The 13,412-nt window shown below is 60.1% G+C and carries 9 protein-coding genes; 6 read left to right on the top strand and 3 right to left on the bottom strand.

The window, feature by feature from the left end; genetic code table 11:
* Positions 1-8 precede the first annotated feature (8 nt).
* From vccB to vccD, 3 genes are read left to right on the top strand one after another with little or no spacing between them, the layout of a single operon-like run.
* On the top strand, positions 9-530 hold the full coding sequence (gene vccB / locus VSP_RS26920) for a Verru_Chthon cassette protein B (protein ID WP_009964649.1): 522 nt from the start codon (positions 9-11) through the stop codon (positions 528-530).
* 57 nt (positions 531-587) lie between these two features.
* Positions 588-1,823, top strand: coding sequence for a Verru_Chthon cassette protein C (gene vccC, locus VSP_RS37620; protein WP_009964646.1), 1,236 nt, complete (start codon positions 588-590; stop codon positions 1,821-1,823).
* 8 nt (positions 1,824-1,831) lie between these two features.
* Positions 1,832-2,494, top strand: a complete 663-nt coding sequence (gene vccD, locus VSP_RS26910; protein WP_044133675.1) for a Verru_Chthon cassette protein D — start codon at positions 1,832-1,834, stop codon at positions 2,492-2,494.
* A gap of 166 nt (positions 2,495-2,660) precedes the next feature.
* Here vccD and VSP_RS26905 read toward each other — a convergent pair whose 3' ends face one another.
* Together VSP_RS26905 and VSP_RS26900 are read right to left on the bottom strand one after the other, a co-directional pair.
* Complete coding sequence (locus tag VSP_RS26905) at positions 2,661-3,401, bottom strand: polysaccharide deacetylase family protein (RefSeq protein ID WP_075086585.1); 741 nt, start codon at positions 3,399-3,401, stop codon at positions 2,661-2,663.
* 128 nt (positions 3,402-3,529) lie between these two features.
* Positions 3,530-5,455, bottom strand: a complete 1,926-nt coding sequence (locus tag VSP_RS26900) for a glycosyltransferase family 39 protein (protein WP_009964643.1) — start codon at positions 5,453-5,455, stop codon at positions 3,530-3,532.
* Positions 5,456-5,632: 177 nt separating this feature from the next.
* On the opposite strand from VSP_RS26900, the gene VSP_RS26895 reads away from it, so the two are divergent.
* Together VSP_RS26895 and VSP_RS26890 are read left to right on the top strand one after the other, a co-directional pair.
* Positions 5,633-8,674 carry a DUF1553 domain-containing protein gene (locus VSP_RS26895; RefSeq protein WP_009964641.1) on the top strand — a complete coding sequence of 1,014 codons (3,042 nt, stop codon included), beginning with the start codon at positions 5,633-5,635 and terminating at the stop codon, positions 8,672-8,674.
* A 48-nt stretch (positions 8,675-8,722) separates the two neighbouring features.
* Positions 8,723-10,189, top strand: coding sequence for a DUF1501 domain-containing protein (locus VSP_RS26890; protein ID WP_009964640.1), 1,467 nt, complete (start codon positions 8,723-8,725; stop codon positions 10,187-10,189).
* Positions 10,190-10,531: 342 nt separating this feature from the next.
* On the opposite strand, the gene VSP_RS26885 is transcribed toward VSP_RS26890, so the two are convergent.
* Positions 10,532-11,185 carry a hypothetical protein gene (locus VSP_RS26885; RefSeq protein WP_009964639.1) on the bottom strand — a complete coding sequence of 218 codons (654 nt, stop codon included), beginning with the start codon at positions 11,183-11,185 and terminating at the stop codon, positions 10,532-10,534.
* 336 nt (positions 11,186-11,521) lie between these two features.
* On the opposite strand from VSP_RS26885, the gene VSP_RS26880 reads away from it, so the two are divergent.
* Positions 11,522-13,357: a hypothetical protein gene (locus VSP_RS26880; RefSeq protein ID WP_009964638.1), complete on the top strand. Its 1,836-nt coding sequence runs from the start codon at positions 11,522-11,524 to the stop codon at positions 13,355-13,357.
* Positions 13,358-13,412: the final 55 nt, after the last annotated feature.

The raw sequence follows: 13,412 nt of genomic DNA, 5'->3' as shown, positions 1-13,412 counted from the left end.
CCTGACTTATGAAACTCATCACCCACCGCCCCTGCCGAAGCCGGGGCTTCAGCCTGGTTGAAGTTGTTCTTGCCGTCGGCATCGCCGCCACCACGGTCGTGCTGCTGATTTCCCTGCTGCCCACCGGCATGGACCAGATGCGTGCTTCATCGAACCAGATGGCCACCGCTCGCATTCTGCGCTGGATTTCCCAGGATCTTCAGATGCGTGACTTTGACGAGTGGGCGAACAACTCGTCCGCCATCACCTACAAATTCGACGCCGGCGGCGACCCCGTGCAGGGCGGGAAGGTGGATGAAGTGAACAGCATCTACACCGTGCAGGTTTCTCCAGACACCACGGGCAGCGTCTCCGGAGTGGATCTGCCGGGCAACGCCCGCAATGGATTCCTCCGGCAGGCAATGGTTGCCATCAGTGACAGCCCGCGCACTGACCCTTTCAGTGATCCCCGCCGGGTCTGGAAGCGGGCAGTGACCGTGGTGCGGATGGAAAAGACAGAAGTGGCCGGCCCGGCCGCCGCGTCCCTCTAATTTCTGCTCCCATGCCGGATTGAGCCCGGCCCATCCTGAACCCTGACTGACTGAACGATGTCCCGCTCCTTTTCATCCCGAGCCCGCAGCCGTGGCTTCACGCTGGTGGAGTTGCTGGTGTCCATGACCGTGGTTGCCCTCCTCATGGGGGTGCTGTTGCAGACGGTATTCCAGACCCAGGTCATCTGGACCGGGGCGAGGAACCGGGTGGAGGAGTTTCGGGAAGCCAGGGTGGCGTTCGAGGCAATAACGAGGCGGCTTTCCCAGGCGACTCTGAATTCTGTGTGGGACTATGACAACCCCACCTCACCCACCCGGTATCAGCGGTACTCCGACCTGCATTTCGTCACCGGCCCGTCTCACAAGACCTCTGGAGGGCAGGGGTTGCTGCAGACGGTGACTGACACCTGCGGCCACGCCGTCTTCTTTCAGGCACCGATGGGGTTTGCGGGGCAGGAGGTGGGGGGCACGAGCGCCAGCGCCGCCTATGACAACATGGAGGAGTTGCTCAACGGCTGGGGGTTCTATGTCCAGTACCGCAGTGACCTGCCAGACAGGCCGGAGTTTCTTCGGAATGACAGTGGTCCGACCGGGCGGAACCCGGAGCGGAAGAACTTTTCGCTCATGGAGTTCCGCCAGCCTTCAGAGTCGCTGCCGGTCTTTCTCCAGGGCACAGACCTCAAGCCCCTGCTGGCAGCCCAAACGGCTTCTGCCGGCCTCTACAGCTGGTTCCGGGACGGGAAGATTGGCTCAGTCAATCCACCGGTAACGTGCGACATCAACACTGGATCCCGGGTGCTGGCCCGCAACATCCTGGCCCTCATCATCAGCCCCCGGGTGCCGACGCAGGGGGTGGGCTCAGCCTGTGACTACGACATAGCTCCAAGTTATTTTTATGACTCCCGGGAATTCCAATTGAGCGCCCCTACGAACAGCGGGACGGATCGCAATGGTACGCTGCTTATCCAGGCCTCGCGTCATCAACTGCCGCCGGTGCTAGAGGTGACCCTGATCGCTCTGGATGATGCCAGCTGGGGGAACTACCTGGAAGGCGGTGGAGATGAATCCAAGTATCTGGAGTACGTGCGCGCCCACTTCCAGTCTGTGGGGACGGTGACCAACCGCAACTCTTCCAGCTATGAAGGCACGCTGAGAACGGACCTTGCGAATCTGGAAACCATGCTGGCAGGCGACAAGGTTGCCTACCGGATTTTTTCATCCTCGGTCGAACTGCGGTCCGCCAAATGGACCACAGACGCGGACCTTCCCGCCACGGCTTCGACGAACCCATGAATCACCCTATGAAACGGCACCCACTTGCTATCCGGGCCGCCAGGAGGCAGGCCTTTACCCTCATTGAAATGCTGGTTGTCATCGGCATCGTCGGTCTTTTGCTGGCTCTCACGGGAATGGGTTCTGTGGGCAGCCAGATGGCGCAGAAGCTGAAGACCGAGGCCATCAACCTCGCGGGTGACGTCCACAATGCGCTCCTGGAAAGCGTGAAGAATAATCACCCGGTGGTGCTGCGGTTCTATGAACATGCTGACCCTTCCCAACCTGGCACAGAGGTGAAGTGGCGCAGCTGGCAAACCCTCCGTCGCACGGACGAAGGTGAATTGCTGGCGGTCACCGAGCTCCACCGCATGGACAGCGGGGTCATCATCAATGAGAGTGAGCAGTTCTCCACCATCTTCAACCAGGCGGCCTTGACCAAGGGAACTCAGAGTGCCGATGCCAACAAGGATCCTGAGCTGACCGCAGGCATCGGGCACAACTACCGCTTTATCGAGGTGGAAGTCCGGCCAAACGGATCCAACTCCCTGAAATGGAACGCAGCAAATCGCACGTGGGCAGTGGTGTTTGTGGCCGAGTATGGGCCCGCTACAGAGGACACGGAGGTGCCGGCGGACAACTACCGGGCGGTCTTGATCGATCCATTCAACACCCGGGCGACGATCTACTGAGGACCTGTTTGGATGGAAGCGCTGGGTATGTGTGCAAAGAGGTGGCGAATCGCGTTCCCAACCGATGAGCGCCGCCGTCCAGGCTTGGAAGGAACGCAACCCGGAGGTGGCAGTACTCAGTTCCTTAAATGAACCTGCCCCATGCGGATGTTCAGATCCAAACGGGTTAAGGTTGGGAAGTATCCTTATCCGCGTCGGTGAGCCAGTCGGCGATGGTCACGAACTCAAATCCACGCTCCCGCAAGGCGTTGATGATGACCGGCAACGCTTCGATGGTGTCGCGCTTGCCAACAGTGAAGTGAAGGATAGCCCCGTCCAGGTCCTCGTTGCTGTGCTGGAGAATCCTGCTCGCGATGAATGCGGCGGATTTCGGTGGCGGGGAATCGTCCAGGCTGTCGATCGACCAGCCCACGATGTGATAACCAAGCCTTCTCACCAGCCCATGCAACGGCGCAGAGTCCACCGGATATGGTAGCCGGTACAACCTTCGGTATTGGGAACCGTAGAGGCTGATGAAGCGGTCTTCCACGCGTACGATCTCCTGCTTCACCTCCCATTCTTCCATCGTGACCAGATCTTTGTGTCCCCACGAGTGATTGCCGATGATGTGACAGCTGTCCGCAATCGCGGTGGCCCATGCTGGGTGTGCGTCGGCCCACTTGCCGGTGAGAAAGAAGGTGGCGGACACTCTGCCCTGCTGCATGGCGGACAGCAGGTCCGCCATCCCCTCGTCGCTCCCTTCGGCGTCGAAGGTCAACGCGATCTGGTTTCGTCCCATGGGGCCATGTTCCATGGGGCGCCATGAAGTTGACCCGTGATCGATGGGCGGATGCGGATGGAGGGCTGTCGCGACCAGAACCGTCGCGACGGCCAAGAGCCGCAGACCTGTGCGGGCAGACTTCATCATCTTGCGAAGAGGCGGAGTGTCTTAATCCACCTTTGTGAGATCAGCATGCCATCGGGTCCATCCCTTTGCAAGGCAGGCGTTGTGCATTCGCCTCCGTGGATTGCGGTTCGCAAGAGGGGGGGCTCCCGTCATCGCATGCGATAGAGCTCCATCATCTGAATGGATTGCCGGGAGGGGAAGAGGCGCACCTTCTCGAAGAGCGCCGGGTCCTCCACCATGGCGATGATTTCGGCATTCGATGACTCTGCCAGGGTCCGGAAGCCCACCACCATGTAGAGCTCGCCTTGCTGGGATTTTATTTCCTCCATCTTCGCCCGGAGGCCCGGTCCGGAGCGCACCTGAATCTCCCCGCGGGGGTCATAGACGGCACTGTAACGCCACAGCCAGCACATGAGCACGTTGGAGGTGGACTTGGGAGAGAAGCTCTCGTGCTGCTCGCGCGAGGCGGCGAGCACCCCGCGGTAGTCCTCGAAAGGAAGGTGCATCTGGCTCCAGTTCATGGCCCACAGCGAGGCTGTGGCGACGAGCAGGAGACTCACCGTGACGCCTGCGGTGAGGGCAACTTGCTGCGCACGAAAGATCCGGCTGAGACTCCTGCCCAGCAGATACAGGCCGAAGGCGACGGTGATGCTGGTGGCGGGCAGGGCGAAGATGAGATACCAAGAGCGGAGCTCGTCCTTGATCCCAAACTTGAAATGCACAGTGCAGAGCACCACCGCTGCGAAGGTGCTGAAAATGAGCAGGGCCCGCTGACGGTGCCATCGCCACAATCCGACCAACCCAGCAAGGAAGGACAGGATGATGAGGCCAAAGCCGGCATAGGTCAGCACAGGTGAGGTCTGCAGGAGGCTCTCCCAGCTGATCTCCCCGGGGTTGCGGGCGATCTGGAGATGATAGGGGATGCCGGTGAAGAACTCAGCCACCAGATTGTGGAACCAGACGGCATCCATGGGCAGGCCTCTGAGCCATTGCAACCGCTCATGAGCCTCGGCAATCTGCGGCACATGGGGGGCGTACAGAGAAATGAAGAGCATGGCGGCAGCGAGGTTCACGGTGATCCACCGCACCACCTGCTGTACCCGGCCAACCTGAAAAATCATCATGCCCAGCGCAGTCAGATTGAGCAGGGCCATGGCATATGCCATACCAGCCCAGGAGTACATGATCAGGAACTCCAGCAGCCCAAAGGTCAGCCAAGCGCGCCAGCGGCCCCTGTCGAGGGCATGGGAAAGTGCAAGCAGCAAAAAGGGGTAGAAAGCCAGGGCTAGCGCATACCCACGCGCTTCCGCCGAGTATCGGACATGCCATGGATGGAGCGCCATGAAGAGGGTGGCCAGCAGGCCGAGCCAAGGCACGCCCCAGCGTCGCAGGAGCAGGGCCAGGCCCGCCAGAGATACAAGGCCGCCTGTCAGGCTTGGCAAGCGAGCCACCCACTCCGTAAACTCCGTGTCTTTCCGATTGGTGACCTTCCGCCAGGCCTCCAGGCAGAGCCGACTGGTCGCGCTGAAGAGGACGTGGTTGTTCGGACCATGCCGGGCGCTGAAGAACGTCTGCGGCCAGATGGCCCCCTCAAAGTACACCGGACCCTGCCGGTCCTTCTTCTTCAGCGGCTTGTACATGCCGTGCACATAAGTGGCCATGGCGTCGGCTTCATCGCCCCAGAAGGAGTGAGTCATGCGTGGCACCCGCATGGCCAGGGCCCCCGCCAGGATGGCACCCAACAGACTGTAGAAGACGAAAGGCGATGGCGAAACCTCAGACCGGGCTGCCGTCAGCAGGTTTGGCGCGTCTGAGGGACATATTGTCCGCCGCCAGCCCAGTGAGAGCAGGAGGAGTGCCCCGGCGATGCCCACGCGGGCCACAGCTCCGTACCAGAGCCCGGTGGCCACGTGCTCCCGGAAGCTGGGATCCACGCCTTCGGCCTTGTGGCGTCCCCAGGCGGATTTCCAGGGGGGCTTCTCGTCGCGTAAATACCCGATGGCCTGAACGCAGATGATCAGCAGGATGATGCGAAAAACGTTGGTGAGTGTAAGAAGGCTTCGGAGTCGGGGCATGGCAGGCTTGCTGCTTGAACTTTGTCCTGACACGGCTAGCGTCCAGCGCCATTTTTTGGACCGGTTTTCATGATGCTCCCCCGCCCATCAGTTCTGCTTCTCCTGACCGGGTTACTCGGTCTGCTCCCCGTCAACGCTGCGGAGAAGGTTAGCTATAACTTTCAAATTCAGCCGGTTATGGCTGAGCACTGCCTCAAGTGCCATGGACAGGATGAGAAGCAACGGAAGGCAAAACTGCGCCTCGATGTCCGTGAAAATGCCCTTCTGAACAAGGTCATTGTGCCCGGCAAGCCAGATGAAAGTTTGTTCATCGAAAGGCTGCTCACCCATGATGAGGATGAGGTCATGCCGCCCCCGAAGGAGAACAAGAAGCTGACGGCCGCCCAGATTGATCTCTTCAAACGCTGGATCGCTGAAGGAGCCGTGTATGAGCGGCATTGGTCTTTTATCCCGCCCACGCCGGTACCTGTCCCAGACATTCCCAATCGTGAGATCGCCATCGAAAATCCCATCGATGCTTTCGTGATGCAGCCTCTGGTGGCGGCTGGAATTTCCCAAGCGAAGCCGGCTGAGCGGGAGGAGTGGCTCCGCAGGGTGACCTTTGACCTGACGGGTCTGCCCCCCACGCTGGAGGAGTTGGACAAGTTTGCCGCTGATACGGCCTCGAACGCTTACGAGAAGGTGGTGGATCGTCTCCTCGCTTCCAGTGCTTATGGAGAACGGATGGCGATTGAGTGGTTGGACGTCTCCCGCTTTGCAGACACCTACGGCCGCCATGAGGATCACGACTGCCTCACCTGGCCGTATCGCGACTGGGTCATCCGGGCATTCAATGACAATCTTCCTTACGATCAGTTCGTCACCTGGCAGACTGCGGGCGACATGCTGCCTGCGCCAACTCAGGACATGTACTTGGCCACGGCTTTCAACCGCCTGCCCCAGCAGTCCAATGAGGCGGGCAGCAATGAAGAGGAGTTCCGTCAGGACATTGTGGCGGACCGTGTCCACACGAACGGCATCGCCTTCCTCGGGCTCTCCATGGAGTGCGCCCGCTGTCATGATCACAAGTATGATCCGATCAGCACCAAGGATTATTATAGTCTCTCCGCCTTCCTCAACAACATCGACGAATGCGGCCTGTACACGGTGTACACCTCGAACATTCCGGCTCCGTCCATGTTTGTGTATGAGGGCGATGATGAGCGCCGTCATGCGGAGTTGAAGCTGCAGATCAACCTTAAGGAGCAGCAGCGCCAGGCCATGCAAGAGTCTGCACGTGCCCGGTTTGCCCAATGGATCGCCTCCCGGGACTCCTCCATCCGACCCGTGAAGCCGCAGGTTCATCTCGACTTCGAGACCCTCACTGATGACAAGGTGCTGGCCAACCGTGCGGATGAGTCCAAGCCGGGCAAAGTGCGCCTCAAGACGAAGTTGATGGACGGGCATGTTGGGAAGTCGATCCGCTTCCAGGGGGACAACTCCTTGAGCATCCCCAATGCCGGTGATTTTTCCCGCACGGATCCCTTCTCGTTTTCAGTATGGATGAAACTGGAAAAACCGCTCGCACGGGCTGTGGTGGTGCATCACAGCCGCGCGGGGCTGGATGCAGGCTCCATGGGGTACGAGCTTCTGCTGGAGGATACCAAGCCCTCCTTCGCCCTCTGCCACTTTTGGCCTGGGAATGCCGTGCGGGTGCGGTCCACGAAGCCTTTGCCGCTCAATCTCTGGACGCATGTGGCGGTGACCTATGATGGCTCCAGCCGGGCCTCGGGCATGCGTATCTACGTTAACGGCCAGCCGGTGGACCAGGAGGTCGTGCGTGACAATCTCTACAAGGACATTGTTTACGACGACTCTTACGAGGGCAAAGACATGGTGGAGATCGCCACCCTGACCCTTGCGGGCAGGCACAATGACGTCACGCTTTCCGCCGCATTGTTGGATGACTTCAAAGTGTACGGCTGCGAGCTTTCACCTGTTGAGGTGCGTCTGGATGCCGGTGCTGCGGCGTTGAATCAACTGCATGAGTGGTTCCAGTGGTGGCAGCGGGAGACGGATGCGCCTTCAAAGAAGGTGGTCGCTGAACTCAAAGCCCTGCGCGAAGAAGAGAATGAGATCTCCAACCGCATGCGGGAGATCATGGTGATGCGTGAAATGCCAGGCGAACGCCGCCCTACTTATGTGCTCAACCGTGGTCACTTCGAAGCCAAGGGAGACCGTGTGGAGCCTGACACTCCCTCCAGCGTGTTCCCATTCCCGTCTGAGTTTTCACGGGACCGCCTGGGCCTGGCCAAGTGGCTGGTAGATCGGCGCAATCCGCTGACCTCCCGGGTGTACGTCAACCGCGTCTGGCAGATGTTCATGGGGCGTGGCATCGTGGGCACCAGTGAGGACTTCGGGGTGCAGGGGCAGCTGCCCACCCATCCGGAACTTCTCGACTGGCTGGCTCTCTGGTTCATGGACAATGGCTGGGATACCAAGGCGCTCTGCAAGCTCATCGCAATGAGCGCGACCTATCGTCAGTCTTCCCTGCCGGAGCGGTTGGAGATGCTGAAGGAAGATCCGGACAACAAGCTGCTGGCTCGTGGGCCGCGTCAGCGCCTCACGGCCGAACAGTTGCGTGACAATGCCCTCGCGGTCAGTGGTCTGCTGAACCGTCGCTTGCTCGGCCCGCCCGTCATGCCCTACCAGCCTGCGGGCCTGTGGGAAGACTCCGGCACTCAGCACAGCTACACCCAGAGCAAGGGGGCGGACCTCTTCCGTCGCAGCGTTTACACCTTCTGGCGTCGGACCCTGCCGCCACCGGCCATGAGCGTCTTCGACGCGCCGACCCGGGAGTTCTGCAAAACTCGCCGTGACCGTAGCGCCAACCCGCTCCAGGCTCTCGTGTTGTTCAATGACCCGCAGTTCCTGGAGTCCGCCCGTGTCTTGGCGGAGAATCTGGTCCGCGAGTTTCCGAATGATGATGCTGGACGGATTCGCAAGGGTTACCGGCTGTTGACTTCCCGCCATGCAGCGGACTGGCAGGTCGAGCTCCTTACCAGTCTGCTTAAAGAGCAGCGCGAACATTTTGCCAGCCAGCCTGCGGATGCGGACAATCTGCGCCGCAAGAACGGTGAGGCCGCCGTGGATGACAAACTGTCAGCGGTCGAAGTCGCTGCCACCACGCTGGTCACTCGGGCGCTCCTGGCCATGGACGAGTGCGTCATGAAGCCCTGACACACGTCTGCCTCAGCGTTTCTAATTTTCTCCCCCCTATCGCTACTCATGTTTTGCCAACAGCGCACTTCTGCTTTCGGACTGACCCGCCGGGACATGCTGAGCCGTATGGGTCTGGGATTTGGTGGACTGGCATTGGCGGACATGCTTCAACAGGGGCAGGCCGGGGCTGCGCCATCGCCATCGGCTGTCTCAGAGGGGGGGCTTCCCGGACTGCCTCACTTTGCGCCAAAGGCCAAGCGGGTGATCTTCCTCTTCATGAGCGGCGGCCCCTCGCAGCTCGACAGTTTTGACTACCGTCCTGAGCTGATGAAGCGGCAGGGGGAGGGGCTGCCGGACTCCTACTTGAAGGGGAAACGCCCACCTGGCATGGCTGGCTCCCAGACGTCTTTCCCGCTGGTGCCGTCTGCTTTTGAGTTCAAGCAGCACGGCCAGAGCGGCGCATGGGTTTCTGAGATGTTTCCTGAAACTGCGAAAGTGGTGGATGACCTCTGCTTCATCAAGAGCATGACGTCGGAGGCCGTGAACCACGACCCGGCGCTGACCTTCATGCAGACGGGAGCCCCGCTTCCGGGCCGTCCCAGCATCGGCTCCTGGCTCCAGTACGGGTTGGGCACGGACAATCGTGACCTCCCGGGCTTCATCGTCCTCATCTCCCGCCGGCCGGTGGACCAGCCTCTGAGCTACCGTCTATGGGATGCGGGCTTTCTGCCCACGCAGTACCAGGGGGTGCAGTTTCGCGCCGGGAAAGACGCCGTGCTTTATTTGAGCGAACCCGAGGGGATCGCCCGCGGGGCCACCCGCAAGATGCTGGACACGCTAAAGGCCATGCATGAGCGGCAGTTCGTCTCCCGGCCGGATGCGGAGATCACCGCCCGCATTGAGCAGTATGAGATGGCCTTCCGCATGCAGGCTTCCGTGCCGGATGCCACGGACTTCAGCAAGGAGCCGGAATCGGTCTTTCAGATGTACGGTCCGGATGCGAAGACACCGGGGAGTTTTGCCTCGAACTGCATTCTTGCCCGCCGCCTCGCGGAGAAGAACGTCAAGTTCATCCAGCTCTACCATCCGGGCTGGGACCACCACGGCGGCCTGCCCATGAACTACCCTGTCTCCACCAAGGAGATCGACCAGCCCTGCGCCGCGCTCATCAAGGATCTGAAGCAGAGGGACATGCTGAAGGACACGCTGGTCGTGTGGGGTGGGGAGTTTGGCCGCACCAGCTACTCCCAAGGCAGCTTCAGCACCAAGAGCAAGAGCTACGGACGCGATCACCACCGGGAGTGCTTCACCTTCTGGATGGCCGGCGGCGGCATCAAAGGGGGCATCACTTACGGAGAGACGGACGACCTCGGATATGAGGTCGCCCGCGATCCCGTGACGGTGCATGACTTCCATGCCACCATGCTTCACTTGCTGGGCATTGATCACGAGCGGCTCACCTACCGTTTCCAGGGCCGGGATTTCCGGCTCACGGATGTGGCAGGGAACATTGTGAAGGGAATCCTCGCATAGGTCGGGAGTTCGGTCGCTTTCTCCGCTGCCACCCTCTTCGGGTGTGTGTTGGCAGTGCCCCCGGTGCCTCTCCCATGGCACGGCTGGCCGTTTGCACCAACTTTTTCAGTGACGCGGGGGCGGGCTGTGGGTTGGCCTGCGGGGGGCAGCTGGATGCTGAAGTCTTTGCAGACAAATCTGCTGTGGCATGGCTTCCATCGATCCAGCTCGGGAATCGCTCCAGACAGGCTGCAAACTCGTCTGACGTGAGCTCTGTTGAATGGATCGACTGGAGACCAGGTGCAGCTCACCGGCTTCATCGCAGGCCGGCGTGGAGTCTTGTCGATTGGACAGCGTCGCCCCCTACTTCTTCTCCGTGGCGGACTTGACGCGTAAGGATTCCTCGTCGCCTTCCTTCCCGTCGTTGGGATCTTTGGACGAATGGCCGTCATCTGACGATGGTTGGGCCTTCACCAGCGGTGCCGTGCGAGTGATGTCCACTCTGGCCCTGGCGCTCAGGACGGGGATGCCCTGGCGTTCAGGGGCGATGTCGGCAACTAGCTGTTCCTGACCCTGCACGAGAGCCTTCTCGAGCCGGACGTAAGAGATGAGGATGCTCAGTTCTTCTGACGTGTCATTGCTGGCATGCAGGGCGTGGAGGTGACCCTCCAGATCATTGAGGTGCAGGAGCATGTCTTCGATCCGCGCGGACTCGTCTTTGAGCTCCATGTGGTAGCGTTCCGCCGCCTTCAGGGCTGCCTCGGTTTCGACCTTTGACGCTGAGATTGAGGCAGAGTCTGGAGAAATGCTCCGGGCCACCAAAGGTTTAAATCCATCCCGGCTGATGCGTTGTTCCGGGGCAAGTTCCCGCCAGCCTCCGGGCGCTGACTCGGTGCGGACCCGCATTTGTTCCCAGAGGACCTCCTGAGTTTCGCGAGGATCTTCGACTTTGTGTGACGAGGGATTGGCCGAGATTGGGATGTCGCGTTTTGCGGGATCGGACACGAGAGGGATCATGGGAAGGCGGGCGAAAGAGTTTCCGGAGAAGGGGGCTGGCTCGGTACAGCCCTCTCCACCTAATCTGGCCGGGATGCCTGCCTGATTACGCCCAATCGCCAGAAGGAGCTGTCGTCCAGGGCTGGTGGTACAGCGAGGTTCTACCAGATGCCGATGTCCTTGGCACCGATAAAATTGCTCGATAGCGTCTGAGAATGAACGTTGTCCTGCTGGAAGCCCGCCCGAGTGGATTTTGGTGCCAGGAAAAGCCCGTGGCGGGAAGTTCGGGGCAGACATCCGTGCTTGCTCTTCACTGCGGAGGTGAGGTAAATAGATGATCAAATGCGTGGATTGAAAATGACCCTGCCGCTGCTGGCGGCCATCCTGCTTGGAATTGCTCCCCAAAAAGGGGCGGCCCAAGGCTCGTCCCGGGAGTTTCAACTAAAACTCGATCTGGCTCCATTGCTGGTGATCCCGGAGGTCTGGCAATTATCTCAAGACAATCTGACCGGCAAATTCCCGGCGGAGGGCTTCCGGTCGAACCCCTACATCAACTGGCAGGGACGCAGCCAGGGGGCGCGGGATCTGGCCGTGTTCTCCCCCCGTCCGTTTGAGAATGTGGGGGTGGATTTGAGCCTTTTCGAACAGAAGGTTCCGGTGGAACGCGCCATTGTGGAGTTCCGCGAAGGCAAGGCGATCCGGACTCAGATCCTCGTCAATGCACCGGGCAGTTCCCCCAGCGGGGATCTGAAATCGCTGAAACAGACCTGTGAACAACAGTTGAGCACCCTTTTGGGAGTGCCGGCGGCTCCTCTCAAGCGGGATTTCGGGACGGTGGCGGAGAGCAAGGCGGAGTGCTTGGTGTGGAAAGGGGAGCGCGGGGTGGCCTGCCTCGATTATTCCAGTTCCAGTGGCTTGCTGAGGTTCTCGATCGCTTCTGCCACCGTGAACCCGGGAAGCCTGGCGGCGCTCTATTCCAACGACGGCATGCCCGTAGGGGAGGATGGGAAGCTCCAGTTCTTTCTGAATCTGGACTCCATGCTCAGCATGCCAGACCTCTGGAATCTGACCGCTGATGCCGTTGAGAAGAAGTTCGCTCTCAGCGGGATGCAGGAGCCGCCCTATTATCAATGGCTCACGGCAGACAAGTCGGGGGTGCGCTTTACCCGCCGACCCTATGGCAATGTGGAGGTGGACATCTCTCTCTTCAACGGCACGGTCCCCGTGGAAGAAGCGGTGGTAGAGTTTGTGGACGGCAAGGCCGCCAAGGTCTCTGTCTCCCTCTACAACCGTGGTGACAGCGGCGGCTTGAAGCGCCCGGAGTTTGAGCAGCGCTACAAGACTGCGGGTGTCGCGATGGGGAAAATGCTGGCGGTCCGCCCCACGGAGCGGAAGCCCACTGCGCAAACCGCCATCAAGATCAGTGGCTGGATGTGGAATTCACCGGGCGGACTGGCGGCGCTGGAATACAACACTGAGGCTCTGACCGGCCCTGCCGAACCGGAATTCCTCCGTATCAAGCTTGCAGCCCCGGGCCAGAAAGCCGCGTTCCTCCAGGAGAGTGGGCACACCATCCGGAAGACATCGCTGGGCCGCTCTGAGCTCCCGCGATTTGTGAAGCGGGAGAGCAATGGAGATACCTATGTGAGCAATGTTCCGATGGTGGACCAGGGGGCCAAGGGCTACTGCGTGGTCGCATCCTGTCAGCGCTTGTTTGGCTATCTAGGCATTCCCTGTGACCAGCATGAAATGGCTCAAATTGCTGGCAGTGATGCCGACCGCGGGACCAGCCCCATGGCCATGGAGGAGGCGTTGAAAAAGATTGACTCAAGGTTCAAGGTCAACTTCAAACCTCTGGCCTATCGTCTGCGCGGCGGAGGGCTTGGAGTTCCCTCGGGAACCCGTCTCATCGATGTAAATCAGGCAAAGTTCCAGAAGTCGATCCAGGACTACACCAGCAAAGGGGTGCCCCTCCTGTGGGCCTTGCAGTTGGGGATCTATCCAGAAGTGCCGCAAATCTCGTTGCAAGCGGGTGGTGGGCACATGCGGCTCATCCTTGGCATCAACGCGGAGAAGGGAGAACTCATTTTCACCGACTCCTGGGGGGCAGGACATGAGATCAAGCGTATGAAAATAAGCGATGCCTTTCAAGCTACGCTGGCTCTTTACGTGATTGAACCCAAGGAGTACTGAGTGATGCAAGCTGGTGAAAAAAACTTGAAATGGAATCAAATGAGGTTATTTTTAA

The organism is Verrucomicrobium spinosum DSM 4136 = JCM 18804 (genome assembly GCF_000172155.1).
In the GTDB taxonomy this organism is placed as follows: domain Bacteria; phylum Verrucomicrobiota; class Verrucomicrobiia; order Verrucomicrobiales; family Verrucomicrobiaceae; genus Verrucomicrobium; species Verrucomicrobium spinosum.
This window is presented reverse-complemented; position numbering and strand designations above follow the sequence as displayed.

What these genes read in the sequence shown, in the direction of transcription:
- vccB (WP_009964649.1), top strand. Translation starts at nt 9, where the DNA reads ATGAAACTCATCACCCACCGCCCCTGCCGAAGCCGGGGCTTCAGCCTG.
- vccC (WP_009964646.1), top strand. Translation starts at nt 588, where the DNA reads ATGTCCCGCTCCTTTTCATCCCGAGCCCGCAGCCGTGGCTTCACGCTG.
- vccD (WP_044133675.1), top strand. Translation starts at nt 1,832, where the DNA reads ATGAAACGGCACCCACTTGCTATCCGGGCCGCCAGGAGGCAGGCCTTT.
- VSP_RS26905 (WP_075086585.1), bottom strand. Translation starts at nt 3,401, where the DNA reads ATGATGAAGTCTGCCCGCACAGGTCTGCGGCTCTTGGCCGTCGCGACG.
- VSP_RS26900 (WP_009964643.1), bottom strand. Translation starts at nt 5,455, where the DNA reads ATGCCCCGACTCCGAAGCCTTCTTACACTCACCAACGTTTTTCGCATC.
- VSP_RS26895 (WP_009964641.1), top strand. Translation starts at nt 5,633, where the DNA reads ATGGCTGAGCACTGCCTCAAGTGCCATGGACAGGATGAGAAGCAACGG.
- VSP_RS26890 (WP_009964640.1), top strand. Translation starts at nt 8,723, where the DNA reads ATGTTTTGCCAACAGCGCACTTCTGCTTTCGGACTGACCCGCCGGGAC.
- VSP_RS26885 (WP_009964639.1), bottom strand. Translation starts at nt 11,185, where the DNA reads ATGATCCCTCTCGTGTCCGATCCCGCAAAACGCGACATCCCAATCTCG.
- VSP_RS26880 (WP_009964638.1), top strand. Translation starts at nt 11,522, where the DNA reads ATGACCCTGCCGCTGCTGGCGGCCATCCTGCTTGGAATTGCTCCCCAA.